Source organism: Streptomyces sp. NPDC015345, from assembly GCF_043078805.1.
Lineage (GTDB): Bacteria > Actinomycetota > Actinomycetes > Streptomycetales > Streptomycetaceae > Streptomyces.
Genome location: NZ_JBIBTX010000004.1, coordinates 361,459 through 387,657 on the forward strand (window position 1 = coordinate 361,459; position 26,199 = coordinate 387,657).

The window sequence follows — 26,199 nt, forward strand, 5'->3', positions numbered from 1 at the left end:
CCCCCCCCGCGGCCCTCACAGCTTGGACAGTTCCTCCACCAGGTCGTCCAGGCCGAGCGAACCCTGGGACAGTGCCGCCATGTGCCAGGCCTTGGCGTCGAACGCGTCGCCGTGGCGCCGGCGCGCGTTCTCGCGGCCGAGGAGCCAGGCCCGCTCACCCAGCTTGTAGCCGATGGCCTGACCGGGGATCGTGAGGTAGCGCGTCATCTCGCTCGCCACGAACTCCGTCGGACGGCCGCAGTGCGCGTCGTAGAACTCCTGGGCCAGGTCCGGCGTCCAGCGCTCGCCCGGGTGGAAGGGCGAGTCGGCCGGGATCTCCAGCTCCAGGTGCATGCCGATGTCCACGATGACCCGCAGCGCGCGCATCATCTGCGCGTCCAGGTAGCCGAGCCTGCGCTCCGCGTCGGTCAGGAAGCCGAGTTCGTCCATGAGCCGCTCCGCGTAGAGCGCCCAGCCCTCCGCGTTGGCGCTGACGATGCCGACGGTCGCCTGGTAGCGGGAGAGGTTATCCGCGACATGCGCCCACTGGGCGAGCTGCAGGTGATGGCCGGGGACGCCCTCGTGGTACCAGGTGGAGACGAGATCGTAGACGGGGAAGCGGGTCTCGCCCATGGTCGGCAGCCAGGTGCGGCCGGGGCGTGAGAAGTCCTCGGAGGGGGCTGTGTAGTAGGGGGCCGCCGCGCCGCCGGGAGGGGCGATGTGGGACTCCACCTTCCGCACCCGGTCGGCGAGTTCGAAGTGTGTGCCGTCCAGCGCCTCGATCGCCTCGTCCATCAGCTCCTGGAGCCAGACGCGCGTCTCCTCGACACCCTCGATGTGCGTCCCGTGCTCGTCGAGGTGGGCGAGCGCCACCCACGGCGTGGCCGCGCCGGGCAGGATCTTCTCGGCCTCGGTCCGCATCTCCGCGAGCAGCCGGTGGAACTCCGACCAGCCGTACGCGTACGCCTCGTCGAGGTTGAGGTCGGTGCCGTTGAAGTGGCGGGACAGCAGGGCGTACCGCTCGCGGCCCACGGTGTCGGGGGAGCCCTCGATCGTGGGCGCGTACACGTCACGCATCCAGTCGCGCAGGGCCACGACCGAGGCGGTGGCGGCCCGCGCCGCGGTGTCCAGGTCGGCGCGGAGCGCGTCCGGGCCCTGGGCGGCGAACTCATCGAACCAGCCGCGCCCGCCCTTGGGACCCGCCCACTCGGTGAGCTGCCCGATGAACGTGTCCGTGGGGCGCGGCGACGCGAACAGCTTGCGCTCAAGTCCGAGTTCGAGCGAGGCGCGGTAGCCCTCGAACGCGGCCGGTACGGCCCGCAGCCGCTCCGCGATCGCCGCCCAGTCCCGCTCGGTCTCCATCGGGGTCACGGTGAAGATCTCCCGCACCTGGTGCGGCATGGTGTGCAGATTGCCGACCGAACGCAGGCCCTCACCGGCGTCGTGCACGGCCAGCTCCGCGGTGAGCCGCTCGCGCAGCAGCCGGCCGCAGCGGCGCTCGATCTCACTGTCGGCACCGGGCCTGCGCTCCGCCTCGTCGAGCCGGTCCAGCGTCGTCCGCGCCAGCCGGGCGAGGGCGTCCTGCCCCGCGGGCGAGGTGTCGGGGAGCCTGCTGTTGCTCTCCTCGACGCCGAGGTAGGTACCGGTGATGGGATCGAGGGCGATGAGCTCGTCGACGTACGCGTCGGCGACCTCGCGGGGCAGAGGGCCGGCGTCCGGCTGCGGGTTATTCGTGGCTGACATGCGGACATCCTCGTACGAACGGCGGGCGCGCGTCACCAGGATTCGCCGACGGGATCGCGCGGCCCTTCGGCGGTGGCGTCGGGCGGTAGCAGTGGGCCGCACTCCCACTGCTGGAAGATCAACCTCGTCTCCACGCGCGCCACTTCGCGCCGCGCCGTGAACTCGTCGAGGACGAGCCGCTGGAGGTCCGCGGGACCGGCGACCGCCACATGCACCAGGAAGTCCTCGGGGCCCGTCAGATGGAACAGGGACAGGGACTCGGGCAGCGCCCGGATCCGCTCCACGAACGGCCCGACCAGATCGCGGCGGTGCGGCCGCACCTGGACCGAGAGCAACGCCTGGAGGCCGCGGCCGAGGCGCGCCGGATCCAGGCGCAGCTGGTGTCCGAGGATCACCCCCGAGCGCCGCAGCCGCGTCACCCGGTCGAGGCAGGTCGACGGCGCCACACCGACCTGTGCCGCCAGATCGCGGTAGGTGGTTCGGGCGTCGTTCTGCAACAGGCGCAAAATATGGAGATCCACCGGGTCCAGTGCGACAGAGTCGGCCATCGGGCGAACGTAGCACGGTGTTTTCCGTCGGAGCCCCGTGTGATGTTCAGCCTGTGGGGCATGGACGCGAACACGGAGACAGCCATGGGGACGGTTACGCGGCAGGGCTCGCACCCCGGTGCCCACGCGGCGCGCGACGGCGGCACGGAACGGCGGCCGCGGACCGACAGCTCGCGCCCCGTGCCGCGCGCTCTGGCCACCGAGGCCGTGCACGCCGGACGGGACGACCTGGCCGGACTGGGCCTGCACGCGCCGCCCATCGACCTCTCCACGACGTACCCCTCCCATGACAGCCGGGCCGAGGCCGCCCGCATCGACGCCTTCGCCGCCGATGGCGTCCTCGACGACGGGCCGCCCGTCTACGCCCGCCTCGGCAACCCGACCGTCGCCCGCTTCGAGACCGCCCTCGCCCGCCTCGAAGGCACCGAGAGCGCCGTCGCGTTCGCGAGCGGCATGGCCGCCCTCAGCGCGGTCCTGCTCGTCCGTGGCGCCGCGGGCCTGCGGCACGTCGTGGCGGTCCGGCCGCTCTACGGATGCAGCGATCACTTGCTCACCGCGGGCCTGCTCGGCACCGAGGTGACGTGGGTCGATCCGGCCGGCATCGCGGACGCCATCCGCCCCGACACCGGCCTGGTGATGGTCGAGTCACCGGCCAATCCGACGCTCGCCGAACTCGACCTGGCCGCCGTGGCCGACGCCTGCGGTGAGGTGCCGCTGCTCGCCGACAACACCTTCGCCACGCCCGTCCTCCAGCGGCCGGTGGAGAGCGGGGCGCGCCTCGTGCTGCACAGCGCCACGAAATACCTGGGCGGGCACGGCGACGTCCTCGGCGGGGTGGTGGCGTGCGACGAGGAGTTCGCGCGGCGGCTGCGGCAGGTGCGGTTCGCCACCGGCGGGGTGCTGCACCCCCTGGCCGGATATCTGCTGCTGCGCGGCCTCGCCACGCTGCCGGTCCGGGTGCGGGCGGCGTCGGCGAACGCGGCGGAGCTGGCGCGGCGCCTCGCCGCGGACCCGCGCGTGGCCCGCGTCCACTACCCGCGTCTCGGCGGCGCCATGGTCGCCTTCGAGGTCCTCGGCGACCCGCACGAGGTGACCGCCGGCGTGCGGCTGATCACCCCGGCGGTCAGCCTCGGCAGCGTCGACACCCTCATCCAGCACCCGGCGTCCATCAGCCACCGCGTCGTGGACGTGGCGGACCGGCACTCGTCCGGTGTGAGCGACCGCCTGCTGCGCATGTCGTGCGGCCTTGAGGACGTCGAGGACCTCTGGCGCGACCTGGACCGGGCCCTCGGACCCGTCAGCGCTCAGCCCGCTGATGCCGTTCGGCGTGGACGCCCTGAGCCGGTGGGCTGACGGTCGTCGCGTCGAGGCGGGCCGTGATCACCAGCGTGCCCTCCTCGATCTGGTAGTCGAGCGGCAGGCCGAGGCCGCGCATCGCCGCGACCATGCCGGTGTTGGACGCCTGCGTCACCGCGTACACGCTCTCGCAGCCCGCCTCCACGGCCATGGCGACGAGTCGGCGGAGCAGCCGGCCGCCGATGCCGCGCCGCTGCCAGTCGTCCTCGACGAGCAGCGCGATCTCGGTCTCGTCGCCGTCCCAGAGCAGGTGGCCGATGCCGACGACGCGGCCGGAGGTCGTCTGCACCGCGAGGGTACGGCCGAACCGGGGGCTGAGCAGGTGGTTCAGGTAGCGGTCGGCGTCCCGCACCGGCCCGTGGTAGCGCATGCTCAGGGTGCGCTGCGAGCAACGGTCGTGCATGGCCCTGGCCGCGTCGACATCGGCCGTGTCGGCGCGGCGCACGGTGATGGAGTTGCCTTCGGGCAGCGTCAGCGTGTCCTGGCTGAGCGGAACGCGCGGACCGAGCCGCGTGTCGAGCTCCACCAGCGCCCGCGCGCGGGCGAACTCCGTGGGCGTGAACGGCAGATAGGGCCGCTCCACGGTGATCACCTCACCCTCGGGGCCCCTCAGACGCAGCACGGTTCCTTCGAGTACGCCGTCGACCGGCACCATGTCCTCGGGGGCCGCGGGCGTCGTCCCGTCCCGCCGCGACACCGCCCGGGACGCGGCGGGCAGCGACCGGATGGTGCAGCGGCCCAGGAGCTGGCGCAGCGCGAGCGGCAGCTCGGCGGCGTCGAGCGCGGTGCGGGTGGCCAGGCCCAGGATGCGGGTGGGGGCGTCCACCAGGTCGTGGGCGTCGGCGCGTTCGATCCAGGTGCCCGCGCCGCCCGCCCCGGCGATCGAGCGGGTCAGCTCGGCGGCGGGCAGCGCATCGGGGGCGCGCAGCAGGAACTCGTCGACCGTGCCCTCGGCCAGGGGGTGCGCCTGGAGGCTCAGGATGTCCACCCGCCGGTCGGCGAGGGCCACGCACAGCGCCGCCAGCGACCCCGGCTCGTCCCGTACGGTCGTCCGCATCCGCCACAGCGTCGTCGCCCCCGCGGGGTCGGCGGGGGTGGGCCCGGCCTGCTCCGCGGTGGCGGGCGGCCGGGGGCCGGTATCGTGCGCCGGCGGCGGGGCGTGGTTGTGGTGCCGTGCCCACCAGATGTGGAACCCGGCCGTGGCGACCAGCACCACGGCCGAGACCACGAGGAGGGCGGGGCCGTCCGGGCCGTGCCCGATCATGTTCGCCACCGCGTCCGCCACCGCGACGGCGGTGAACAGGGCGGCCAGCTCGACGACGTCGCGCCGCCAGTGGTGAACGGGACGGCCGTGCTTGGTCCGTGTCACGTCAGACATCTCAGCTCGCATAAGGCCACTGTGCGGGACCGGTGTTGCGTGATCACGAACGCCTTGTGACTGATGGGTTAAGAGGCCATCTGTCCTCTTCGTGCCCTTTCACCCCGGGCACTCTCCCGGCGCGCCGCCCCTACTGGCCGACCCGCCCCGGCCGCAGGACCTGCGTGAACAGTACGCCGCCGCCCTCCTGCCGCAGGCGCACGGTCAGCTCACCGCTGCCCCCGTCGATGTCGACCTCTCCGAAGTACGGCGGGGTCTCGGCGGGGGAGGTGTTCGCGCGGCTCGGCGCCTTGACGAACTTCTGCTCGGGGCCGAACGTCCCGTCCAGCTTCGTCGCGGGGAACCCACCGGCGGCCAGCGGCCCGGACACGAACTCCCAGAAGGGCGCGAAGTCCTTGAACGCCGCCCGCGACGGGTCGTAGTGCTGTGCCGAGGTGTAGTGCACGTCGGCGGTCAGCCACAGCGTGCCGGTGATCTTCCGGTGCTTGATGTGCCGCAGCAGCTCCGCGATCTGGAGCTCACGGCCCAGCGGGGCGCCGGGGTCACCCTGCGCCACGGCCTCGAAGTTCGTCCTGCCGTCGGGCACGACAAGGCCCAGCGGCATGTCGGAGGCGATGACCTTCCACACCGCCCGGGAGCGCGAGAGCTCCCGCTTCAGCCAGGCGAGCTGCCGGGCACCGAGGATGCCGGTGGCGTCGTCGGGCTGCCTGTTCGGGGAGTTGGCGTTGCGGTACGAGCGCATGTCGAGGACGAACACGTCTAGGAGCGGGCCGTGCCGCAGCACGCGGTACATCCGGCCGTCCTCGTCGCCCGGCGCCTGCGTGGAGATCGGGTAGTACTCGCTGAACGCCCGCAGGGAGCGCCCCGCCAGGACGTTCACGTCCTTCTCCGTGTAGCGGGCGTCGTCCAGGATCTGCCCCGGGTACCAGTTGTTGCGCACCTCGTGGTCGTCCCACTGCACGATGGAGGGCACCTGGGCGTTGAACCGCCGCAGGTTCTCGTCCAGCAGGTTGTAGCGGAACGCGCCCCGGAACTCCGTGAGGGACTCGGCGACCTTGGCCTTCTCCTCCGTCGTGACGTTGCGCCACACGGACCCGTCCGGCAGCGTGACGCTGGACTGGATCGGCCCGTCCGCGTAGATGTTGTCGCCGCTGCACAGGAAGAAGTCGGGGTCACGGCGGCGCATCTCCTCGAAGACGCGGAAGCCGCCCCGGTCGGGGTTGATGCCCCAGCCCTGGCCCGCGATGTCGCCCGACCACAGGAAGCGCACACCCTCCTTGCGGCCCTTGGGCGACGTACGGAACGTACCCGCGACCGGCTCTCCCGTACGCCGCGGATCGTCGGGGTCCTGGAGCAGCACCCGGTAGTGGATCTGCTCACCGGCGGGCAGTCCGCGCAGCCGTGTCGTCCCCGTGAAATCCGTGTCGGGACCGAGCAGCGGCCCGCGCCAGCGCCGGGGGTTGCGGAACGACTCCGTCGCCGACGTCTCCACGATCATCCGCGCCGGACGGTCCGACCGGACCCAGACGAGCCCCGCGTGCGCGCTCACGTCGCCCGCCTGCACGCCCCACCCGGCCTTCGGACGTCCCGAAAGGGCGAACGAGGGAGCCGCCCAGGCCAGTGACGGCACGGTGAGCGCCGCCGGAACTGCCAGTGATCCGCGCAGCACGCTGCGGCGGCGGGGGGACGGGCTCGGCTGACGGTGTGACATGAATGCGCCTCCAGTTGACCGGTGCGACCAGTGTGCGGGTGCCTGACCAGGGGCGCGCCACAGCGTCCACACGAACCACAAGTGAACAACTTCCCCAGCGCCCGGGGGAACGGGCGCGCGGGGGTCACTTGCGTCCCGGACTCGGCCTCGGCCCGAGGTCGCAGGTCCGCGGACGGATGCCCAGGGACCGGCGCACCAGGACGTAAGGCCGATGCCAAGTGATCCACTTCCTTCTAGGCTCATGACCCAGGGCACGCGAACGGGCGTGCCGCACAGAAGGGGGATCGACATGCCTGTCAACGGTCGGAGCCACATCCGCATAGCCCGCCCCTCCCGCGACCTGGCGGCGGCCGAGCGCTTCTGGGTCGGCGGACTCGGCCTCGGCGTGGTGTACCGCGCGGAAGGCGGTGACGCCCCGGGCGAGCACGACCTGCTCATGGTGGGGTGGCCGGACGCCTCCTGGCACCTCGAACTGGTCCACGAAGCCGCCGCTCCGGTCCAGCCGCGCCCCACCGAGGAGGACCTGCTCGTCGTGTACGTCGACGGCGAGGTCCCCGAGGAGTTGATCGCCCGCCTTGAGGAGCACGGCGGCAAGCGGGTCCAGTCGCCGAACCCGTACTGGAACGAATGGGGCGTCACGGTCGAGGACCCCGACGGCTACCGTCTGGTGCTCTCCACGCGCGCGTGGTCCAACGCCTGAGCCCCGCAAGGCTCCGGAACGGCTTCGGCCGGCAGCCGCACGCCCTCGGCGATCCGGGCGGGCGGCAGGCGCGTGACAGTGGACCTTAATGGGGGCCGCCCCGCTTTCTAGCGTCGGGGCATGAACGCGAACTCCTCACGCGGGGCGCTGCTCGCGGCCCTCGCCTGCCTCCTCGTCGGGGGCTCCTTCACCGGCAGCAGTCTGCTGGGCGACTCCCCGTACAGCGGCGGCCAGTTGGTCCGCTACGGACTGGCCTGCCTGCTCCTCCTGCCCTGGCTCGGCAGAGGCGGGACCGCCGCCCTGCGGCAGCTGCCGCGCCGCCAGTGGGGACGCCTCGCCCTGGGGTGGGAGTGGCCGTCGGGTCCGGCGTCCTGCGCGGGCGCCGCTCAGCGGCAGGTGTCCAGGATGGCGCGGGCGACCAGCGCCGGGTCGTCGTTCATCGGGACGTGACCGCAGCCCGGGAGCCGCACGAGGCGTGCGCCGGGGATGGTGTGCTTGGCGCGGACCCCCTGGCGCCGCAGGAGCAGCCGGTCCCGGGTGCCCCAGGCGACGGTGACCGGAAGGCCCGGCACATCGTCGCGGAAATGGACGTCGAGCCCGGCCGTGAGGGTCGCCTCGAAGCCCGCGGCGTGGCGCAGCGCGAGCGTCTCGGCGACGACCGCCTCCGGTGAGCGGCGCCAGGGCCGGGCGTAGATGGTGCTGGTGAGCGCCGTGCGCCCGGCCGCGCTGGTGGACAGGCGCTCTATCACCGGCACGGGGAGCAGACGGGCGCCCCGCCGCATCGCGAGCAGCGTGCCGAAGGCGTACCTGCGCTCGGCCGTCGTCCAGAAACCGGCGGGCGAGAGCGCGGTGACGGAACGCGCGAGCTTCTCGCGGCCCAGCTCCAGGGCGAGCAGCCCGCCCAGGGAGTTGCCCGCGACATGGGGGCGCCCGATCTCCAGGGCCTCACACAGCGCGCCGAGTGTCGGGACGACCGTCGAGAGGCCGTACGCCAGTCCGTCCGGCAGCGCGGGTGACGCGCCGAAGCCCGGCAGGTCCACCGCTATCACGTCGTGCTCGGCGGCGAGGATCTCAAGGACCGGGCCCCAGGCCTGCCGGTGGTGGCCTATGCCGTGCAGGAGAAGCAACGGCTCGCCGACGCCCGCCCGTTCATAGGCGATCGTCACGGTGCGCGGGCCGTCGGACGACGCGACGCTGAAAGACACCTCTGCGGCCATGACTGCTCCTGTCCCCGCCGCGGGGCGACGGAATGCTCACCTGTGTTAGACGCGTTGTCAGCAACAAATACCGTTCAGTAGGCGGCACTTCAAGAGGCCGGCCGTCCGTCCTTGGCGCGATGGTCGGGACCCGCCGTCCATGTGCTGCGCGCCGCACCCGTTTCCGCTGGACAGAGGGTGCGCCGTGAGTTGGGATGGAACGGTGGCTACCGAGAGCGTGACCGATGTCTTCGAAGAGCACCGCCCCGTCCTGATGGGCGTCGCCTACCGCATGCTCGGCCGGGTGGCCGACGCGGAGGATGTCGTCCAAGAAGCCTGGCTCCGCTGGTCCGCCGCCGACCACGGCCAAGTGCGCGAACCGCGCGCCTACTTGGTGCGCGTCACCACGCGCCTCGCCATCGACCGGCTGCGCCAGGTGCAGTCCCGCCGCGAGGCGTACGTGGGCCCCTGGCTCCCCGAGCCCTACGTCACCGACTTCGGCCCCACGGTGCCCGACACCGCCGAGCGGGCAGTGCTCGCCGAGTCGGTCTCCCTGGCGGTCCTCGTCGTCCTGGAGTCCCTCTCGCCCCTGGAGCGGGCCGTCTTCGTGCTCCGGGAGGCGTTCGGCTTCCCGTTCGCCGAGATCGCGCACACCCTGGACCGCAGCGAGGCCGCGGTGCGCCAGCTCGCCGGGCGGGCCCGCAAGCACGTCGAGGCGGGCCGCCCGCGCTACGAGGTGGACCCCGCCGAGCGCCGCGACCTGACCGAGCGGTTCCTCGCCGCCGCGTCGGAGGGCGACCTCAGTGGGCTGGTGTCGCTGCTCGCCCCGGACGTCCGGCTGGTCGGCGACAGCGGCGGCAAGGCCAAGGCACCGCTGCGCGTCCTGGAGAGCGCCGACAAGGTGGGCCGCTTCCTGCGCGGCGTCGCCGCCAAGGGTGTGGCGGCCCCCGGGGCCGAGCTGGAATTCCGCTTCGTCGAACTCAACGGCGCCGAGTGCCTGCTCCTGCTGGTCGACGGCAAGCCCGACAGCGTCTTCCAGGTGGACGCCGCCGAAGGACTGATCCAGAACATTTACATCATCCGCAATCCGGACAAGCTTGTGTCGCTCGCCCGATAGGGGCGGCACAGAGAAGGCGACCAGAACCGCACGATTCCATGGAAAGAAGCCCCCACCGCCGGATGGGGGCTTCTTTCCATGGAATGCCGGCGCGCCCCCACGCGCGCGTGGCCGATTCCCCCTGCTTGGCCTCGTGCGAACTCCGCATGAATGCTCTGTGGCATCACTCCTGTGCGGGCTGTAACGGATCGAGGATTGGTCTTGACCAAGGGTGGGTGCAGGCCTATGGTCGCAGAGATAGTGCAGGAACCTTTAATAAACAAGGGCGCTAAAACGCCGCCGGTGAACGGCGATTGCGGAGGACAGGGTGGGGACCACGCAGCTCGAAACGGTGCCGGAGCCGAAGTACTGGCATCTGAAGACCGTGCTCAGTGAGGCGCTCGACTCCGAGTTCGCCGTGGGGGAGATCCTGCCGAACGAGCGCGAGCTCGCCGCCCGCTTCGGCGTCGCCCGCGCCACGCTCCGCCAGGCACTCGAACAGCTCGAACTCGAAGGCAGGCTCCAGCGCCGCCGCGGTGTCGGCACGACCGTCGCCCCGCCGCGCATGGGTGTCGCCGTCGGATCCGCGCAGGGCACCTGGCCGGGCACGGCCGGCGACGCCTGGCAGCCCGCGGACTGCGCGCCCGCGACGCCGCCCGCGGCCGTCGCCCGCATGCTGGGCACCCGCCCCGACGAGCAGGTCCACGTGGTGCGGCGCACCCGCGTCTCGCAGGGCCAGCCCGTCGCCGCCGAGCTGCTGTACGTCCCTATGTCGTCGGTCGCCGAGCTGACCGGCATGGACGCACCCTCCGGAGCCGCACGCGCGCGGGTCATCCTGCGGGAGCTGGCACGGCACGACCTCGAGGGGCAGGACCGGGCCGTCGAGCTCGGCTCGGCCCGCGCGGACGACGCCAAGGCGCTCGACCGGCTCCCCGGAGCGCCGGTGCTCCTCGTGACGACCCGCTTCTTCGCCGAGGGCGGCACGGCCGCCGTCTCCGTGGCGACCTACCGCGCGGACACCTGCCGCCTCACCTTCGGCGACTCCGGCGGCGTGGAGATCCACCACGGCCCGGAACGCCGCGCTTCCTGACCTCGCCTTCCCGGCGGCGGCTCCCTTCGGGGAGCCCTCCCGGACCTACGCGTCGACCGCGCCCGGCACACCATGTGCCGGGCGCGCGGTTTTCGGCCGCGTGTCTTCGCCGCGGCGTGTTGGCGGGGTGGCGCTTCCGTCGTCGCCGAGGCGTTCGGGGTGTCCTCACTGGCGTGCGCGAGGCGATGAATGCGTCCGGCGAATGACGTTCCGTGGGCGCAGCGGCCGTGTCACCGGCGGCGCTCGCGGACTCCAAGGGGGCCACTCGGACCTACGTGGAGACCGTGCCCGGCGCGCCACGTGCCGGGCGCGCGGCTCTGCCGCCGAGCGGCTTGCCCAGCCGGAGCACGGCAGGGGTCGCGTTCACTTGCGCGCGGTGACCGTGCCCTGCACGGCGAACAACTGCTCCTCGACGTGGTCGAGCGCCAGACGCAGCGCGCCTGTCGCCACCGCGGCCTCGCCGAGCACCGACAGAGCCACGCGGGGCGGCCGCAGGCAGTAGCGCGCCAACTCCCGGCGCAGCGGCTCCAGGACGCCGTCGAGCCCCGCCGCCCAGCCGCCCACCACGACCAGCTCGGGGTCGAGGGCCAGCACCAGGGCCGCGACGTCGTGCACCAGACGCTGGATGAAACGCTCCACGGCCGCCTGCGCCCGCTCGTCACCCTCACGGGCGTCCGCGAAGACCTGGGCGACCGCCTGCTCGTCCAGTGGGTGCAGCGGCTCGCCCGTGGTGGAGAGCAGCGTCTCCGGAGTGACCTCGCGGCCCAGCAGATGCAGCGCGCCGATCTCGCCGGCCGCGCCGCCGAAGCCGCGGTGCAGCCGCCCGCCGATCAGCGACCCGGCCCCGGGGCTCAGCCCGGCGAGGACGAACACCACGTCGTCGGTGTCGGTCGCCGCCCCCTTCCAGTGCTCGGCGACGGCCGCCGCGTTGGCGTCGTTCTCCACGAGGACCGGGCACTTGAAGGAGCGGCGCAGCCGCTCACCGAGCTGGAGGCCCGTCCACTCCGGCAGCGCCGTGCTCAACCGCACCGTGCCGTCCGCCTCCAGGATGCCGGGGCTGCCCACACCGACCGCGCGCAGCGAACTGCGGGCTATCCCGGCCCGGCGCAGCAGCTCGGCGACCGTGGTGCGCAGGCGGTCGAGCCGCTCGTCCGCGGAGGCCTCCTCGCAGACGTCCTTCGAAGCCGTCCCGAGCACCGTGCCGTCCAGGTCCGACAGGACGGCCGCCACGCGGTGCGGTCCGATCTCAAGACCCAGCAGATGGCCCGCCTCCGCCCGAAAGCGGAACTTCCGGGCAGGCCGTCCCTGGCGCCTGGCACCGCTCTCCTCGGCCGCGGACTCCACCACGAGCCCGGCCTCGATGAGCCCCTCGACGACCCCCTCGACGGTGGGCCGCGAGAGTCCGGTCACTCGGGTGATCTCCGTGAGCGTCGCCAAATCCGCGGCGCGCAGCGCGTGCAGCACCACCGCGGAGTTGATACGCCGCAACAGAGAGGGGTCCCCGCCGGTCAGCTGCCCCAACGTCCGTCCTCCCAGCTCGTGCGCATGATGGCCGGATCGTACTCGTAGGACCGGGCAGCGGCGAGTGCCGGGCCCGCATTCACCCTGCGCACAGCCGTCATCCCGCACCGGACGGGGCCGGATCCGTGCGCGGCGACGCACGCCCGCGGCCGGTCCCGACCGGTGGCGCCCCCGGCGCCGATCACCCCACCGGAAGCTCGACGCGCACCCGCCACTCACCGTCGCACGGGCCGGTGGTCACCCGCCCACCGAGCAGCGCCGCCCGCTCCCGGATAGCGCGCAGCCCGCTGCCACTGCCCCCGTTCGCGCGGCGGTAGCCCTCCCGGGACACCGGCCCCGGCAACCGCTCCACCGGACCCGTCACCTCCACGTCAACGGTCGCCCCCGAGGCACGCGCCGAGTCGAGGAGGCGTTCGGCATCGGTGAGCGAGGGACGGCCGTCCTCCCTGAGGACGCGCAGGACGCGCTCCAGGTCCTCCAGCGCGGCCCCGCCGCTCTCCATGACGGCGTCCAGCGCCCGGTCGGTGAACTCCGGGGCCGCCGTGGCCTTGGCCGCGCCGGCCTGGACGACCGCCACGGTCAGCGCGTGCCCGATGGAGTCGTGCAACTCCCGCGCGACGCGGTTGCGTTCGAGGAGCTGTTCGGTGCGCTCCTCCAACGCGGCGAGGCGCTCGGCGGGGGAGGGGCCGAGGAGGCGGTGGGCGGCCAGAGCCATGGCGCAGCCCGCCTCCAGGGGCAGCACCAGCCACACGGCGGTCCTGCCACGGTCCCGCCAGGAGGCGGACGGGGTCACGGAGATGGCGGGGTACTCCGCGCCGTCCGCCACGCGCGTGGGCGCGCCGGGGAACAGCATCATCCACGCCTGGAGTCCCTCTGCGCGCCGCATCGCGGGCACCATGGCGGCGGCCACCACCAAGGGCACGGGCAGGAGCGGCAGGAGGACCCAGTTGCCGACCGTGGGCCGCGCCGCACGGCCATCGATGGACCCGGCCGGGCCGCGGGGCATGACCGGTTGTCAGTGGCGCCCGCTTTACTGGACGTCATGAGTACCGCACAGCATCTCGCCGTGATCGACCTGCTGCGCTCCCGGGAGTTCCCGGCGGAGCACGGCAGGTCGGAGTGCGGCTCCGAAGGACCCGGGTACCACATCGCCGAGTTAATGACGAGCGACACGTTCTGGGAGGACGACGGCTCTCAGCGGGACATCGTCGAGGAACAGTACGAGGCCGAGCGGGACGGTCTGACGGTCCTGCTCGGCGACCGCTGGGGACCGCCCCAGCGGTTCAGCCTGGCGAGCCTCTTCGAGCGCACCATGGAGGCGGCCCTCGGAGGTGACGGCGACGGTGAGGCCGAGGAGATACCGGAGCCGTGGGCCCAGCTCAGCTCGTCCGTGCCGGACCTGCACCTGTGGCAGGTGGACGGCCGCTGGATAGCCCTCGGCGTCGCACAGTGGGACAAGGAGCTGCCCTTCCAGCTCCTCGCCGTGGTCACGGAGACCGACCCGCCCTGAGACGTGCCCAGCGGACGGCGCGTCAGCCGCGGCCCGGGGCCTGGGCGTCGGCTTCCTCGAAGAAGCGGGCCACGTCCGCCTCCGTCACCTGCTCCAGCCGCGCGGGCGACCAGCGGGGCCTGCGGTCCTTGTCGACGACCTGGGCCCTGATGCCCTCGGGGAGGTCGGGCGAGTCGAGCGCCGCACAGGACACGCGGTACTCCTGGTCGAGGACGGCCTCCAGGGACGGCAGTTCGCGCGCCCGGCGCAGTGCGGCGAGCGTGACCTTCAGGGAGGTCGGGGACTTCGTCAGGATCGTCTCGGCGGTCTCCTTCGCGTGCCGGTCACCGACGGCGTGCAGCCGGGCGACGATCTCTTCGACGGAGTCCGCGGCGTAGCAGTGGTCGATCCACTCGCGGTGCGCGGTCAGTTCGCCCTCCGGGGCCGCTTCGGCGTACTGCCGTACAGCTTCGGACGCCTCACGGTCGGCGAGGGCGGCGGTGAACTCCGCCAGACGCTCGGACGGCACATAGTGGTCGGCGAGGCCGCACAGCAGCGCGTCGCCCGCGCCCACCGCGGCGCCGGTCAGCGCGAGGTGTGTGCCGAGCTCACCGGGTGTGCGCGTCAGGAGATAGGTGCCGCCCACGTCGGGCACGAACCCGATGCCGGTCTCCGGCATCGCGACTCGGGAGCGCTCGGTGACCACCCGCACGCTGCCGTGCGCCGACACTCCCACGCCGCCGCCCATCACGATGCCGTCCATGACGGCGACGTACGGCTTCGGGTAGCGGGCGATACGGGCGTTGAGGCGGTACTCGTCGTGCCAGAACGCGGCCGACGCCGCCCTGCCGCCCGCCCGCACGTCGTCATGGATGGAACGGATGTCACCGCCCGCGCACAGCCCTCGCTCGCCGGCGCCGGTGAGCACCACCGTCGCCACCGACGCGTCGCCCTCCCAGGCGTCGAGGGCCTCCTCCATGAACCGGACCATGGGGTGGTTCAGGGCGTTGATGGCCCGCGGCCGGTTCAGGACGAGGTGCCCGGCGCGGCCCTCCCGGCGGAGCAGGACGGGCGCGGTGTCGGAGCCGGCGCATGGAGTGGCGCCGGAGGTGGCGTTCATGGTGCGGAGGGCTCCGTTCCGTTGGGGCCGTGCCCCTGGAACGCGTCCAGGATCTGCTCGGCGGCCGAGGTGGCGGTCAACGTCCCCGCACGGACGCGCTGTTCGAGGTCCGGCGTCACCCGCTGCACCTCGGCGTGCGCGCGCAGCCTGCCGAGCAGCTCGTCCCGCACCATCGTCCACGTCCAGTCGACCTGCTGGTCGCGGCGCTTGGCGGCGAGACGGCCGGTGGAGTCGAGCAGCGTGCGGTGCTGTTCGAGCCGCTCCCAGAGGGTGTCCAGGCCGCTCGACTCCCGGGCACTGCACGTGAGCACCGGAGGCGTCCACGCGGCGTCGGCCGGGTGCATCAACCGCAGCGCCCCCGCCAGTTCACGCGCCGCCGAGCGGGCGTCCCGCTCGTGCGGACCGTCCGCCTTGTTCACGGCGATCACGTCCGCCAGCTCCAGGACGCCCTTCTTGATGCCCTGAAGCTGATCGCCCGTGCGGGCGAGGGTCAGCAGCAGGAACGTGTCGACCATGTTCGCGACCGCCGTCTCCGACTGGCCGACACCCACGGTCTCCACCAGCACCACGTCGTAACCCGCCGCCTCCATCACCACGATCGACTCCCGCGTCGCCTTGGCGACCCCGCCGAGCGTCCCCGCGGAGGGAGACGGACGGACGAACGCGGCGGGGTCCAGCGAAAGCCGCTCCATCCGGGTCTTGTCACCCAGGATGGAGCCGCCCGTGCGCGTCGACGAGGGGTCGACGGCGAGCACCGCGACGCGGTGGCCGAGCGAGGTGAGCATCGTGCCGAGCGCGTCGATGAACGTCGACTTGCCGACACCCGGCACGCCGCTGATGCCGATCCGCCGCGCCCGCCCGCTGTGCGGGAGCAGCTCGGTCAGCAACTGCTGCGCGAGCGCCCGGTGCTGCGGCCGCGTCGACTCGACGAGGGTGATCGCCCGCGCGACGTACGCGCGCTTCCCGTCGAGGACGCCCTTCACATACGTATCGATGTCGATCGTCACAGACATGGGTCGGCGCTCACCGGCTCACAGGTCGTGGCCGAGGTCGGCCGCCAGTCGCCGCACCAGGTCATGTGCCGCGTCCGGGATCACCGTGCCGGGCGGGAACACCGCCGTGGCGCCCGCCTCGTGCAGTGCCTCGACGTCCTGCGGGGGGATCACCCCGCCCACGACGATCATGATGTCGTCGCGTCCCTCGGCGGCCAGTTCCTCGCGCAGCGCCGGTACGAGGGTCAGGTGCCCGGCGGCCAGCGAGGAGACGCCCACGATGTGCACGTCCGCCTCGACGGCCTGGCGGGCGACCTCCGCCGGGGTCTGGAAGAGCGGGCCGACGTCGACGTCGAAGCCCAGGTCGGCGAAGGCGCTCGCGATCACCTTCTGGCCGCGGTCGTGGCCGTCCTGGCCCATCTTGGCGACCAGGATGCGCGGGCGGCGCCCCTCGGCCTCGTCGAACGCGTCCACCAGGGCGCGCGTGCGCTCCACGGACGGGGACTGGCCTGCTTCGGTGCGGTACACACCGGAGATCGTACGGATCTGGCCCGCGTGCCGCCCGTACACGCTCTCCAACGCGTCGGAGATCTCACCGACCGTGGCCTTCGCGCGGGCCGCGTCGACCGCGAGCGCGAGCAGATTGCCCTCAAGGCCCTGGCCCGGACCGCGCTCGGCCGCCGCGGTCAGCGCGCGCAGGGCGTCCCGGCAGGCGGCGTCGTCGCGCTCCTCGCGCAGGCGCCGCAGCTTCTCGATCTGCTGGGCGCGCACCGAGGAGTTGTCGACCTTCAGGACGTCGATCTGCTCGTCGGTGTCAACGCGGTACTTGTTGACGCCGATGACGGGCTGGCGCCCCGAGTCGATCCTTGCCTGGGTGCGCGCGGCGGCCTCCTCCACGCGCAGCTTGGGGATGCCGGCGTCGATGGCCTGCGCCATGCCGCCCGCCGCCTCGACCTCCTCGATGTGCTGCCAGGCGCGGCGCGCCAGGTCGTACGTCAGCTTCTCGACGTACGCGCTGCCGCCCCACGGGTCGATCGTCCGCGTCGTCCCCGACTCCTGCTGGATGAGCAACTGGGTGTTGCGGGCGATGCGGGCGGAGAAGTCGGTCGGCAGGGCGAGCGCCTCGTCGAGGGCGTTCGTGTGCAGCGACTGGGTGTGGCCCTGCGTCGCCGCCATCGCCTCGACACACGTACGCGTGACGTTGTTGAACACGTCCTGCGCGGTCAGCGACCAGCCCGACGTCTGCGAATGGGTGCGCAGGGAGAGCGACTTGGCGTTCTTCGGATCGAACTGCTTGACGAGCTTCGCCCACAGCAGGCGCGCCGCGCGGAGCTTGGCGACCTCCATGAAGAAGTTCATGCCGATCGCCCAGAAGAAGGAGAGCCGGGGCGCGAACGCGTCCACGTCCAGGCCCGCCTCCTGCCCGGCCCGCAGATACTCCACACCGTCGGCGAGCGTGTACGCCAGCTCCAGATCGGCCGTCGCACCCGCCTCCTGGATGTGATAGCCGGAGATGGAGATGGAGTTGTAGCGCGGCATCTTCTGCGAGGTGTACGCGAAGATGTCGGAGATGATCCGCATCGAGGGCTTCGGCGGATAGATGTAGGTGTTGCGGACCATGAACTCTTTGAGAATGTCGTTCTGAATGGTCCCGGCGAGCTTCTCGGGCGGTACGCCCTGCTCCTCGGCCGCCACGATGTACAGCGCCAGTACGGGAAGCACGGCGCCGTTCATGGTCATCGACACCGTCATCTTGTCCAGCGGAATGCCGTCGAAGAGCTGACGCATGTCATAAATGGAATCGATGGCGACGCCCGCCATGCCGACATCACCGGTCACGCGCGGATGATCGCTGTCGTAACCGCGGTGTGTCGGCAGGTCGAAAGCGACCGAAAGGCCCTTCTGCCCGGCCGCCAGATTGCGGCGGTAGAAGGCGTTGGACTCCTCGGCGGTGGAGAAACCCGCGTACTGCCGGATCGTCCAGGGCTGGTTCACGTACATCGTCGGATAAGGGCCGCGCAGATACGGGGCCACACCCGGATAGGTGTCCAGGAAGTCCAGGCCCTCCAGGTCGGCGCCCGTGTACAGCGGCTTGACCCCGATGCCCTCGGGGGTCTCCCACAGCAGGTCGCTCTCGGACCTGCCCGTGGACTCCTTCACCGCGGAGCGCCACTGCTCGTGCGAGCCCTCGGCGTCCGCGCCGGGGCCGAGGTCGACGGAGGAGAAGTCGGGGATGCGCATTACGCCACTCCCATGCGGTCGAGGGTGGAGGAGAGGACGGCCACGGCGTCACAGCCCGCGAAGACGTACGCGTCGACGCCGTCGTACGCGCCGCGTCCCGCGAGGAACACCCGCTCCGCGCCCGCCGACTTGAGCGCCTGGGCGACTGCTTCGGCCTGTTCGGCGTAGAGCGCGTCGCTGGAGCACAGGCACGCCACCGTCGCACCGCTGGCCTTGAAGGCGTCGGCGGCCGTCGCCGCGTCCACCGTCGCCGGCTCGTGCACGGCCTCGATGCCGCCCGCCTGGAAGAGGTTCGCGGCGAAGGCGGCCCGCGCGGTGTGCGCCGCGGCCGGACCGAGCCCGGCAAGGAACACCTTGGGGCGCGCGCCCGTCCCCGCCAGATGGGCGTCGGAACGGGCCCGCAGCGCTTCGTACGCCTCGTCGCGACGCACCCGCGGCAGGCCCCCGGAGGGCGTGGCCGGTGCGGTCTCGCGCTCCACGGGCCGCTCGTCCAGGTTAGGGAACTCGCTGACGCCCGTGATCGGTTCGCGTCGCTCGGCAAGCTTCTTGTTGCGCGCCGCCCAGGTGGCGGCGAGGCGTTCGCGGATCATCCCGGAGCGCAGGGCCGCCGCCTGGCCGTCCGCGCCCTCGATCTCCTGGAAGAACTCCCATGCCGCATGGGCCAGTTCGTCCGTCAGCCGCTCGACGTACCAGGAGCCGCCCGCCGGGTCGATCACGCGGGCCAGGTGCGACTCCTCGATGAGGATCGTGGAGGTGTTGCGGGCGATGCGGCGCGCGAAGGCGTCCGGCAGACCCAGCGAGTGATCGAACGGCAGTACGGTGACGGCGTCGGCGCCGCCGACCCCCGCGCCCAGGCACGCCACCGTCGTGCGCAGCATGTTCACCCACGGGTCGCGGCGGGTCATCATCACCGGCGAGGTCACGGCGTGCTGCCGCTGCGCCCCGGCGGCAGGCACGCCGCACACCTCGGCGACCCGCGCCCAGAGGCGGCGCGCCGCGCGGAGCTTGGCGATGGTCAGGAACTGGTCGGCGGTCGCCGCGTAGCGGAACTCCAGCTGTGCGCAGGCCTCTTCGACCGACAGCCCGGCCTCGGTCAGCTCCCGCAGGTAGGCGACGCCCGTGGCGAGCGAGGCGCCCAGCTCCTGCGCGGCCGAGCCGCCCGCCTCGTGATACGGCAGCGCGTCCACGGCGAGGGCCCGCAGCCCGGGGTACTCCCGCCCGCACAGCCGGGCCAGCTCCACGGCCTCCCCCGGGTCCAGCTCCTCACCCGAGCGGGCCTCGTGACCCAGCCAGTCCGCGCCGAGCGTGCCGCGCGCCGACTCCTTGGGGACGCCCGCCGCCTCGTACAGACGTAGCAATTCACGTGCTGCCGGGCCGAATTCGCCGCCGGCGTCGAGCGCGACCGGGGCGAGGTCCAGATAGACGCCGTCCAGTGCCCGCGCAAGACCGGAGACCGGTACGCCGTGGACGCCGACGCCGAGCCACAGCGAGGTGACGCCGTTCTCGAGGTCGCCGAGCACGGCTTCGTTCGCGCGGGCGGGATCGGTGCTCGCGTGGCGCTGGCGCACGTCCCAGCCGGTGGGGGCGGTGCCACCGGGCGTGGCGCCCCGTACGAAGGGGGCGAAACCGGGGTGGCCGACAGCGGGCGCGGCGTCACGTGAGGTGTACAGGGGGCGGGTGGTGAGCCCGTCCTCGAGCGCGGTGGACAGTGCTTCCTCGGCGGCCGTGCCCGATACGTCCTTACCCGACTTGCGCAGCACGCCTTCCACAAGGCGCTGCCACTGCTCATGGGTCGCATCAGGGAACTCGGCGGCCAGGGAAAGCCCGTCGTCAGGCAGGACCGTCATGCCCTGATGCTAGGGCGCAACCCATGGCACGCGGTGCCATCAAGGGCTGTGACCTTGCCCTCTTCTGAACGCTCTTGATCTCGAACGAGCGGGCGGCTAGTGCCGAGGGTCGCCGACGGGCGGCGGGCGCCCGCCCGGCGACTCTCAGACGATGACGTGCGACGCACGCTGAGGCCGCGCCGCCGCATTTCCGGTGGCGTACCGCACGTACTCGCGATGCAGCCGGAATCCGGCGTTCCAGGCCAGCAGGCGGCTGGGCCGGTTGTCCCGCCCGCACGACCAGCTCGCGGTCCGGCCGCGCGCGGTGATATCCGCGCACAGCGAGGTGACGCAGGCCGACGCCAGGTGCTCGCGGCGGCGCTCGGGGAGGGTGAGCACGGCGACGTCCTCGTAGGCCGTGCCGACGAAGTAGCCGCAGGCGACGGCGGCGAGCCGCCCGCCCCGGTCGACCGCGCCCCAGGCGTGCCCCGAGGCGGCGAGCCCCGCGGGTCCGCCCCAACTGGCGTGTATCCACGCCCCGTCGGGGGAGAGGGCGGCGAGTGCCGGGGCGTCGTCGGGCTCCAGGCGGCGGACGGTCACACCCCGCGGGAGACGCGGCGGGGCCATGGACTCACGGTGGACGTAGATCATGCGTTCGACCGGAATCACCCGATCGAAGGCGGCGCCGAGCACCGGCAGGAAGCGGACGGGTGCCTCGACGTGACTGTGCGCGAAAGGGGCCAGGAAGGCCGGGGTGACGCTCCCCGGATCCCCGCTCAGCAGGACCCGGCCGGCGCAGGAGACCGCCACCGCGCGCGGTCTCAGGGCATGGTCGCCCCACCAGGCGCCCACCCCCGTGGCCGTGACGTGCTCGTGCAGGGACGCGGGCCCTGGGGCCCCGGCGGTGAACCAGCCGGGCGCGGCGGGCAGGCGGTGCGGGGGAAGCTCGATCATGAACGCTCCTCCGGGTGAGACCTTCGGGTGAGACCTTCGAGTGAGACCTTCGGGTGAAAAGCGCCGCGCCGTGGGACGAGCCGTGCGCGCGGCGTCCGGCCGTCCCCTGCCGGGTACCCCGCGCGCCCGCCGCCAGTATCGCGTCAGGGAAGGGCGTCGATTCGTCAACGACGCGTTATGGGGGGTCGGTTGGCACTCCGTGCCGGGCATAACGTCTTCGCGTACCGCAGGTTTTTTCTGCCCTTCCCCTTCGCTCCACTGGAGGAGCCCCATGGCCGAGCTTCTGTGCGACGACGACCCCGAGCCCTGTGAACCCGGCCCGGCCGGGCCCCTGTTCGTCCCCGTCCGGCCGGGACCCGCGGGCTACGTGGCCCGCCTGTTCCGCACACCCGTGGGCGAGCGCACCGCCGTCGCGTTCACCACCCCGCAGCGCCTGAGCGCCGCCCTGGGCGCCCGGCAGCCGTGGATCAGACTCTCCGAACAGGCCTTGCGCGCCCTCGCCGCACCGCTGGGCGTCAGCGGCCTCACCCTCGATCCGAGGCTCGCCGCACACCCGGTCGGAGCGGCGCCCCTCACGCCCGGCGAACGGTATGGCGCCGCGTGGCACGAGCGGGACCCGAAGGCGGTGGGCGCGCCGCGGCTCATCGGCGCGGCGGCCCCGGCGAGCGCCCGCGCCCTGGGGATCGGCTGAGGACGAGGTGAAGGGAGAACCTGTCATGACCACTCTGCATGTACCCCCGCTCCCGGGCCCCGCAGGCCCGGCGTCACCCTCGGCCGCCGCCCCGACCGCAGCCGCCCCCGTCCCCGGTGCGGACCTGTCCGTCTGGCCCACGCGCACCACACCGCTCGCCCACGGAGACCTGGCCGTCGCCGGGGTGCCGCTCACCGAGGTCGCCGAGCGGTTCGGCACCCCCGCCTACCTCCTCGACGAAGGCGACGTACGCGCCCGCTGCCGCTCCTATCTGCGGGCCTTCGAGGGCGCCGAGGTCCTGTACGCCGCCAAGGCGTTCCTGTGCCGCGCGATGGCGCACTGGATCGCCGAGGAAGGGCTCGGCCTCGACGTCTGCTCGGCCGGAGAGCTGGAACTCGCCGTCACCACGGGCTTCCCCACGGAGCGCATCGTGCTGCACGGCAACGCCAAGAGCCCCGACGACCTGCGCGCCGCGCTCCGCCTCGGCGTCGGCCGCATCGTCATCGACAGCGCCTGTGAGATCGCGCGGCTGGCCGCCGCCGTCCCGCCGGGCAGCCGCCAGAGGGTGCTGGTCCGGGTGGTGCCGGGCATCGCCGCCGGCGGACACGCCAAGATCCGGACGGGCACGGACGACCAGAAGTTCGGCATGTCCATCACGGACGGCTCGGCCCAGCACGCCATCGCCCGCATCCTGGGCCAGCCCACGCTGGAACTGGTCGGCCTGCACTGCCACCTCGGCTCGCAGATCACCACGGAGAAGCCGTTCCTGTGCGCGGTGCGCCGCCTGGTCGGGCTCATGGCCCGGATCAAGGACCAGCACGGGGTCACCCTGCCCGAACTGGACCTCGGCGGCGGGCACGGCATCGCGTACCGCCCCGGTGAGGACGCGCTCGACGTCGCCTCCCTCGCCCGCAAGGTGCGCGCCGAGCTGACCGAGGGCTGCGCGGCGGCGGGCCTGCCCGTGCCGCGGCTCGTGGTGGAGCCGGGTCGGGCCATCGTGGGGCCCGCGGGGGTGGCGCTCTACCGGGTGCTCGCCGTCAAGCGGACGGCCGGGCAGACGTTCGTCGCGGTGGACGGCGGGATGAGCGACAACCCGCGGCCCGTGCTGTACGGCGTGCGGTACGCGCCCCGCCTGATCGGCAGACGCTCCGCATCCAGTGCGGAACCGGTGACGGTGGTGGGGCGGCACTGCGAGGCGGGCGACATCCTCGCCTCCGATGTCCGGCTCCCCGGCGACGTACGCCCCGGGGACCTGCTCGCCGTCCCGGTCGCGGGCGCGTACCACCTGTCGATGGCGTCCGGGTACAACCTCGTGGGCCGGCCGCCCGTGGTGGCGGTGGCCGACGGGCACGCCAGGCTGCTGGTCCGCCGGGAATCACTGGAGGACTTCCGCAGCAGGGACGTGGGCCTGTAGGGCCTGTCTGACAATTCCCGCCTGCCTCGCGACGCCATGCACGCACTCTCGCCGCACCGGGCGCAGAGCCAAGTACATCCAGTACGAGGCCCTACGCCCGGCACGCCGAGAGCACGCACCTGACGCCGCGAGGCCGCCCTCCGGGCGACGACGCGAATTGTCAGACAGGCCCTAGGGCGCGGGTCGGCAAAGGAACGGCGGCCCGGGGCATCGCACCCGGGCCGCCGCTCACGACATGTCTTAAAGAATCGCGCCCGGCGTGTAGGCCGCGGCCTCCGGGTGCTCCTTCAGGAGGGCCTCGATCCGCGCCACCACCGTGGCGACCTGGTCGCTCGCCGCCCCGGTGAAGGACAGCTTGTCGGCCATCAGCTCGTCGAGCTGGGCGCGGTCCAGCGGGATGCGGGAGTCCGCGGCGAGCTTGTCGAGGAGTTCATTGCGCTCGGCGCCCTGCTCGCGCATGGCGAGCGCGGAGGCGACCGCGTTCTCCTTGATGGCCTCGTGGGCCTCCTCGCGCCCGACACCCGCGCGCACCGAGGCCATCAGGACCTTGGTGGTGGCGAGGAAGGGGAGGTAGCGGTCCAGTTCGCGCGCGACGACCGCGGGGAAGGCGCCGAACTCGTCGAGCACGGTCAGGAAGGTCTCCAGGAGACCGTCGAGTGCGAAGAACGCGTCGGGCAGGGCGACGCGGCGCACGACCGAGCAGGAGACGTCGCCCTCGTTCCACTGGTCGCCCGCCAGCTCGCCGGTCATCGAGGCGTAGCCGCGCAGGATGACGGTGAGGCCGTTGACGCGCTCGCAGGAGCGGGTGTTCATCTTGTGCGGCATCGCGGACGAACCGACCTGGCCCGGCTTGAAGCCCTCGGTGACCAGCTCGTGGCCGGCCATCAGGCGGACCGTCTTGGCCAGCGAGGACGGCGCGGAGGCGACCTGCACCAGGGCCGTCACCACGTCGTAGTCGAGGGAGCGCGGGTAGACCTGGCCGACCGAGGTGAAGGCCGTCTCGAACCCGAGGTGCGCGGCGATGCGCTGCTCCAGGTCGGCCAGCTTCCCGGCGTCGCCGCCGAGCAGGTCGAGCATGTCCTGGGCGGTGCCGACCGGGCCCTTGATGCCGCGCAGCGGGTAGCGGGCGACCAGCTCGTCCAGGCGGCGGTACGCGACGAGGAGCTCGTCGGCGCCGGTCGCGAAGCGCTTGCCGAGCGTCGTCGCCTGCGCGGCGACGTTGTGGGAGCGGCCCGCCATGACCAGCTCGGCGTACTCACCGGCGAGCTTGCCGAGCCGGGCGAGGACCGCGACGGTGCGGGAGCGGATCAGTTCCAGGGAGAGCCGGATCTGGAGCTGCTCGACGTTCTCGGTGAGGTCGCGCGAGGTCATGCCCTTGTGCACGTGCTCGTGCCCGGCGAGGGCGTTGAACTCCTCGATGCGGGCCTTCACGTCATGGCGCGTGACCTTCTCGCGCTCGGCGATGGAGGCCAGGTCGACCTGGTCGAGGACGCGCTCGTAATCGGCGATCGCGGCGTCCGGCACCTCGATCCCGAGGTCCTTCTGCGCACGCAGCACGGCGAGCCAGAGCTGACGCTCCAGCTTCACCTTCTGCTCGGGCGACCAGAGGGTGGCGAGCTCGGCGGAGGCGTAACGTCCCGCGAGGACGTTGGGGATACGGGGCTTTGCAGGCGCAGCAGTCACGTGTACGGATTCTACTGGCCATTCATGCAGGCCAGCGCCACGCCCCCGTTCGTCGGAAGCTACGAGAGCCCACCAGGGGTTGCTACGGGAGCGGCCCGTCGTAAGGCAGCAGCTCCGGACGCTTCGGCGGGCGGCCGTCGCCGGAGGAGCGGCCGGTGAGGCGGCGGACTATCCAGGGGGCGAGGTGCTGCCGGGCGAAGCGGGCGTCGGCGACGCGGCGCGCGGCCCATTTCAGCGGGACGGCGGCCGACAGGGGGAGCCGCCAGTCGTCCTCGGGCGGATACCCGAGCGCCTGCCACACCGCCTCGGCGACCCTGCGGTGTCCCTCGGCCGTGAGGTGCAGCCGGTCCACGTCCCACATGCGCTGATCGCCGAGGGCGGCGGCGCCGTACAGGTCCACGACGATCGCGCCGTGCCGGGACGCCAGGTCGTCGATGTGCGTGAAGAGCTCCTCCATGCGCGGACGGAACCGCTCCATCACCGGGCCGTTCCGCCCGGGGCTGCGCATCAGGACCAGCTGCTTGCAGGAGGGGGCGAGCCGCTCCACCGCCTCTTCCAGCAGGTCACGTACGCGGTTCATGTCGCACTTGGGGCGCAGGGTGTCGTTGAGCCCGCCCACCAGGGTCACCACGTCGGCCTGCATCGCGGCCGCCACGTCCACCTGCTCGGCGACGATCTGGCCGATGAGCTTGCCGCGCACCGCGAGGTTCGCGTAGCGGAAGCCGGGGTTCTGCGCCGCCATCCGCGCGGCCAGGAGGTCGGCCCAGCCGCGGTAGCTGCCGTCGGGCAGCAGGTCCGACATGCCCTCGGTGAAGGAGTCGCCGACCGCGACGAGACTGGTGTAGTTGGCATTCATCTGCATGGCGAAAGCGATGGTAACGCGCCGGGCGCGGCCGTCAGTGAGGGGTGGCCGTCAGTGAGGGGTGGGGGAGGTGCCGGGACGGTGATGGGGGCCGGCGGCGGGCGCGGTGCTGGCCTCGGTGCCGGGTTCCGCTTCGTGTTCCGCGCCGGTGAGGCGGGCCACCACCGTCTCGCCCACCCCCGCGAACGCCTCGATCTGCTCGGGCGTCAGGAGGTCCATGAAGTGCCGGCGCACCGACTCCACGTGCAGGGGTGCCGCCGCCTCGATCGTGCGCAGGCCCTCCCCGGTCAGGACGACGACCGCGCCCCTGCCGTCCGTCTCGCACTCCTCGCGCAGGACGAGGCCGCGCCGCTCCATGCGGGCCAGGTGGTGCGACAGGCGGCTGCGGGACCAGAGCATGCGGTCCGCCAGCTCACTGACCCGGCGACGGTGGCCGGCGCTGGCGCCGAGGGTGGACAACACGTCGTAGTCGGGGTCGGAGAGTCCGGTGTGCTGCTGGAGATCCCGTGACAACTGGGCGTTGAGCAGCAGGAACATGCGGCGGTACGCCTGCCATGCGCGCTGCTCCTGATCGGTCAGCCAGCGGGGTCGTTCGGTCACCCGGCTCAC

Annotated in this window: 23 protein-coding genes; 8 read left to right on the plus strand and 15 right to left on the minus strand. The window is 72.7% G+C overall.

The annotated features are described in order from the left end of the window. Positions 1-15: 15 nt before the first annotated feature. A complete protein-coding gene (locus ACF062_RS18795; protein ID WP_392139441.1) occupies positions 16-1,722 on the minus strand; it encodes a DUF885 domain-containing protein in 1,707 nt (568 codons plus the stop codon). Positions 1,723-1,754: 32 nt separating this feature from the next. Continuing rightward, entirely contained in the window at positions 1,755-2,270 is a 516-nt protein-coding gene (locus ACF062_RS18800; RefSeq protein ID WP_392139443.1) for an Lrp/AsnC family transcriptional regulator, read from the minus strand. A 60-nt stretch (positions 2,271-2,330) separates the two neighbouring features. Here ACF062_RS18800 and ACF062_RS18805 point away from each other — a divergent pair, with 60 nt between their 5' ends. Next, positions 2,331-3,623 carry a trans-sulfuration enzyme family protein gene (locus ACF062_RS18805; protein WP_392139445.1) on the plus strand — a complete coding sequence of 431 codons (1,293 nt, stop codon included), beginning with the start codon at positions 2,331-2,333 and terminating at the stop codon, positions 3,621-3,623. On the opposite strand, the gene ACF062_RS18810 is transcribed toward ACF062_RS18805, so the two are convergent. Continuing rightward, positions 3,568-5,004, minus strand: coding sequence for a GNAT family N-acetyltransferase (locus ACF062_RS18810; RefSeq protein ID WP_392139446.1), 1,437 nt, complete (start codon positions 5,002-5,004; stop codon positions 3,568-3,570). The two genes, ACF062_RS18805 and ACF062_RS18810, sit on opposite strands and share 56 nt — an antisense overlap. Positions 5,005-5,134: 130 nt before the next feature. Then, complete coding sequence (locus tag ACF062_RS18815) at positions 5,135-6,715, minus strand: alkaline phosphatase D family protein (protein ID WP_392139448.1); 1,581 nt, start codon at positions 6,713-6,715, stop codon at positions 5,135-5,137. Positions 6,716-7,004: 289 nt separating this feature from the next. Here ACF062_RS18815 and ACF062_RS18820 point away from each other — a divergent pair, with 289 nt between their 5' ends. Beyond that, positions 7,005-7,415: a VOC family protein gene (locus tag ACF062_RS18820; protein ID WP_392139450.1), complete on the plus strand. Its 411-nt coding sequence runs from the start codon at positions 7,005-7,007 to the stop codon at positions 7,413-7,415. A 120-nt stretch (positions 7,416-7,535) separates the two neighbouring features. Continuing rightward, positions 7,536-7,865 carry a hypothetical protein gene (locus ACF062_RS18825; protein WP_392139452.1) on the plus strand — a complete coding sequence of 110 codons (330 nt, stop codon included), beginning with the start codon at positions 7,536-7,538 and terminating at the stop codon, positions 7,863-7,865. On the opposite strand, the gene ACF062_RS18830 is transcribed toward ACF062_RS18825, so the two are convergent. Beyond that, a complete protein-coding gene (locus ACF062_RS18830) occupies positions 7,802-8,632 on the minus strand; it encodes an alpha/beta fold hydrolase (RefSeq protein WP_392139454.1) in 831 nt (276 codons plus the stop codon). The genes ACF062_RS18825 and ACF062_RS18830 overlap by 64 nt on opposite strands. A gap of 202 nt (positions 8,633-8,834) precedes the next feature. Here ACF062_RS18830 and ACF062_RS18835 point away from each other — a divergent pair, with 202 nt between their 5' ends. Together ACF062_RS18835 and ACF062_RS18840 are read left to right on the plus strand one after the other, a co-directional pair. Then, a complete protein-coding gene (locus ACF062_RS18835) occupies positions 8,835-9,728 on the plus strand; it encodes an RNA polymerase sigma-70 factor (RefSeq protein WP_392139456.1) in 894 nt (297 codons plus the stop codon). A 307-nt stretch (positions 9,729-10,035) separates the two neighbouring features. Beyond that, complete coding sequence (locus tag ACF062_RS18840) at positions 10,036-10,797, plus strand: GntR family transcriptional regulator (RefSeq protein ID WP_392139458.1); 762 nt, start codon at positions 10,036-10,038, stop codon at positions 10,795-10,797. Positions 10,798-11,160: 363 nt separating this feature from the next. Here ACF062_RS18840 and ACF062_RS18845 read toward each other — a convergent pair whose 3' ends face one another. Then, positions 11,161-12,318: an ROK family transcriptional regulator gene (locus ACF062_RS18845; protein WP_392139460.1), complete on the minus strand. Its 1,158-nt coding sequence runs from the start codon at positions 12,316-12,318 to the stop codon at positions 11,161-11,163. A 181-nt stretch (positions 12,319-12,499) separates the two neighbouring features. Beyond that, positions 12,500-13,324: a sensor histidine kinase gene (locus ACF062_RS18850; RefSeq protein WP_392139461.1), complete on the minus strand. Its 825-nt coding sequence runs from the start codon at positions 13,322-13,324 to the stop codon at positions 12,500-12,502. Between the two features lie 36 nt (positions 13,325-13,360). Between ACF062_RS18850 and ACF062_RS18855 the strand changes: the two genes are divergently transcribed. Continuing rightward, positions 13,361-13,828 carry a hypothetical protein gene (locus ACF062_RS18855; protein ID WP_392139463.1) on the plus strand — a complete coding sequence of 156 codons (468 nt, stop codon included), beginning with the start codon at positions 13,361-13,363 and terminating at the stop codon, positions 13,826-13,828. A gap of 22 nt (positions 13,829-13,850) precedes the next feature. On the opposite strand, the gene ACF062_RS18860 is transcribed toward ACF062_RS18855, so the two are convergent. The 5 genes from ACF062_RS18860 to ACF062_RS18880 form a co-directional block, all read right to left on the minus strand. Continuing rightward, positions 13,851-14,927, minus strand: a complete 1,077-nt coding sequence (locus ACF062_RS18860; protein WP_392139465.1) for an enoyl-CoA hydratase/isomerase family protein — start codon at positions 14,925-14,927, stop codon at positions 13,851-13,853. Continuing rightward, positions 14,924-15,940: a methylmalonyl Co-A mutase-associated GTPase MeaB gene (gene meaB / locus ACF062_RS18865; RefSeq protein WP_392139467.1), complete on the minus strand. Its 1,017-nt coding sequence runs from the start codon at positions 15,938-15,940 to the stop codon at positions 14,924-14,926. Before meaB ends, ACF062_RS18860 begins: the two co-directional genes overlap by 4 nt. Before the next feature lie 18 nt (positions 15,941-15,958). Continuing rightward, positions 15,959-18,160, minus strand: coding sequence for a methylmalonyl-CoA mutase (gene scpA, locus ACF062_RS18870; RefSeq protein ID WP_356570982.1), 2,202 nt, complete (start codon positions 18,158-18,160; stop codon positions 15,959-15,961). Beyond that, the gene (mutA, locus tag ACF062_RS18875; protein ID WP_392139469.1) at positions 18,160-20,007 is read right to left on the minus strand and encodes a methylmalonyl-CoA mutase small subunit; all 1,848 of its coding nucleotides are present in this window, start codon (positions 20,005-20,007) and stop codon (positions 18,160-18,162) included. Before mutA ends, scpA begins: the two co-directional genes overlap by 1 nt. 144 nt (positions 20,008-20,151) lie before the next feature. Continuing rightward, the gene (locus ACF062_RS18880) at positions 20,152-20,940 is read right to left on the minus strand and encodes a GNAT family N-acetyltransferase (RefSeq protein WP_392139471.1); all 789 of its coding nucleotides are present in this window, start codon (positions 20,938-20,940) and stop codon (positions 20,152-20,154) included. Between the two features lie 271 nt (positions 20,941-21,211). Between ACF062_RS18880 and ACF062_RS18885 the strand changes: the two genes are divergently transcribed. Both ACF062_RS18885 and lysA read left to right on the plus strand, forming a co-directional pair. After that, positions 21,212-21,631, plus strand: coding sequence for an SAV_915 family protein (locus ACF062_RS18885; protein WP_392139473.1), 420 nt, complete (start codon positions 21,212-21,214; stop codon positions 21,629-21,631). A 25-nt stretch (positions 21,632-21,656) separates the two neighbouring features. Beyond that, on the plus strand, positions 21,657-23,045 hold the full coding sequence (lysA, locus tag ACF062_RS18890; RefSeq protein WP_392139474.1) for a diaminopimelate decarboxylase: 1,389 nt from the start codon (positions 21,657-21,659) through the stop codon (positions 23,043-23,045). A 240-nt stretch (positions 23,046-23,285) separates the two neighbouring features. Here lysA and purB read toward each other — a convergent pair whose 3' ends face one another. The 3 genes from purB to ACF062_RS18905 all read right to left on the minus strand — a co-directional run bounded on the left by purB (position 23,286) and on the right by ACF062_RS18905 (position 26,190). After that, positions 23,286-24,728 (minus strand): adenylosuccinate lyase, encoded by a 1,443-nt coding sequence (purB, locus tag ACF062_RS18895; protein ID WP_223772856.1) that lies wholly within the window; start codon positions 24,726-24,728, stop codon positions 23,286-23,288. Between the two features lie 82 nt (positions 24,729-24,810). After that, entirely contained in the window at positions 24,811-25,590 is a 780-nt protein-coding gene (locus ACF062_RS18900; protein ID WP_392139476.1) for an SGNH/GDSL hydrolase family protein, read from the minus strand. 51 nt (positions 25,591-25,641) lie between these two features. Then, positions 25,642-26,190 carry a MarR family winged helix-turn-helix transcriptional regulator gene (locus ACF062_RS18905; protein WP_392139478.1) on the minus strand — a complete coding sequence of 183 codons (549 nt, stop codon included), beginning with the start codon at positions 26,188-26,190 and terminating at the stop codon, positions 25,642-25,644. Between the last annotated feature and the right edge of the window lie 9 nt (positions 26,191-26,199).

Excerpts from the sequence above, each read along its gene's own strand:
- ACF062_RS18795 (WP_392139441.1), bottom strand. The coding sequence starts at position 1,722 with ATGTCAGCCACGAATAACCCGCAGCCGGACGCCGGCCCTCTGCCCCGC.
- ACF062_RS18800 (WP_392139443.1), bottom strand. The coding sequence starts at position 2,270 with ATGGCCGACTCTGTCGCACTGGACCCGGTGGATCTCCATATTTTGCGC.
- ACF062_RS18805 (WP_392139445.1), top strand. The coding sequence starts at position 2,331 with ATGGACGCGAACACGGAGACAGCCATGGGGACGGTTACGCGGCAGGGC.
- ACF062_RS18810 (WP_392139446.1), bottom strand. The coding sequence starts at position 5,004 with ATGTCTGACGTGACACGGACCAAGCACGGCCGTCCCGTTCACCACTGG.
- ACF062_RS18815 (WP_392139448.1), bottom strand. The coding sequence starts at position 6,715 with ATGTCACACCGTCAGCCGAGCCCGTCCCCCCGCCGCCGCAGCGTGCTG.
- ACF062_RS18820 (WP_392139450.1), top strand. The coding sequence starts at position 7,005 with ATGCCTGTCAACGGTCGGAGCCACATCCGCATAGCCCGCCCCTCCCGC.
- ACF062_RS18825 (WP_392139452.1), top strand. The coding sequence starts at position 7,536 with ATGAACGCGAACTCCTCACGCGGGGCGCTGCTCGCGGCCCTCGCCTGC.
- ACF062_RS18830 (WP_392139454.1), bottom strand. The coding sequence starts at position 8,632 with ATGGCCGCAGAGGTGTCTTTCAGCGTCGCGTCGTCCGACGGCCCGCGC.
- ACF062_RS18850 (WP_392139461.1), bottom strand. The coding sequence starts at position 13,324 with ATGCCCCGCGGCCCGGCCGGGTCCATCGATGGCCGTGCGGCGCGGCCC.
- ACF062_RS18855 (WP_392139463.1), top strand. The coding sequence starts at position 13,361 with ATGAGTACCGCACAGCATCTCGCCGTGATCGACCTGCTGCGCTCCCGG.
- ACF062_RS18860 (WP_392139465.1), bottom strand. The coding sequence starts at position 14,927 with ATGAACGCCACCTCCGGCGCCACTCCATGCGCCGGCTCCGACACCGCG.
- meaB (WP_392139467.1), bottom strand. The coding sequence starts at position 15,940 with ATGTCTGTGACGATCGACATCGATACGTATGTGAAGGGCGTCCTCGAC.
- scpA (WP_356570982.1), bottom strand. The coding sequence starts at position 18,160 with ATGCGCATCCCCGACTTCTCCTCCGTCGACCTCGGCCCCGGCGCGGAC.
- mutA (WP_392139469.1), bottom strand. The coding sequence starts at position 20,007 with ATGACGGTCCTGCCTGACGACGGGCTTTCCCTGGCCGCCGAGTTCCCT.
- ACF062_RS18880 (WP_392139471.1), bottom strand. The coding sequence starts at position 20,940 with ATGATCGAGCTTCCCCCGCACCGCCTGCCCGCCGCGCCCGGCTGGTTC.
- ACF062_RS18885 (WP_392139473.1), top strand. The coding sequence starts at position 21,212 with ATGGCCGAGCTTCTGTGCGACGACGACCCCGAGCCCTGTGAACCCGGC.
- lysA (WP_392139474.1), top strand. The coding sequence starts at position 21,657 with ATGACCACTCTGCATGTACCCCCGCTCCCGGGCCCCGCAGGCCCGGCG.
- ACF062_RS18900 (WP_392139476.1), bottom strand. The coding sequence starts at position 25,590 with ATGCAGATGAATGCCAACTACACCAGTCTCGTCGCGGTCGGCGACTCC.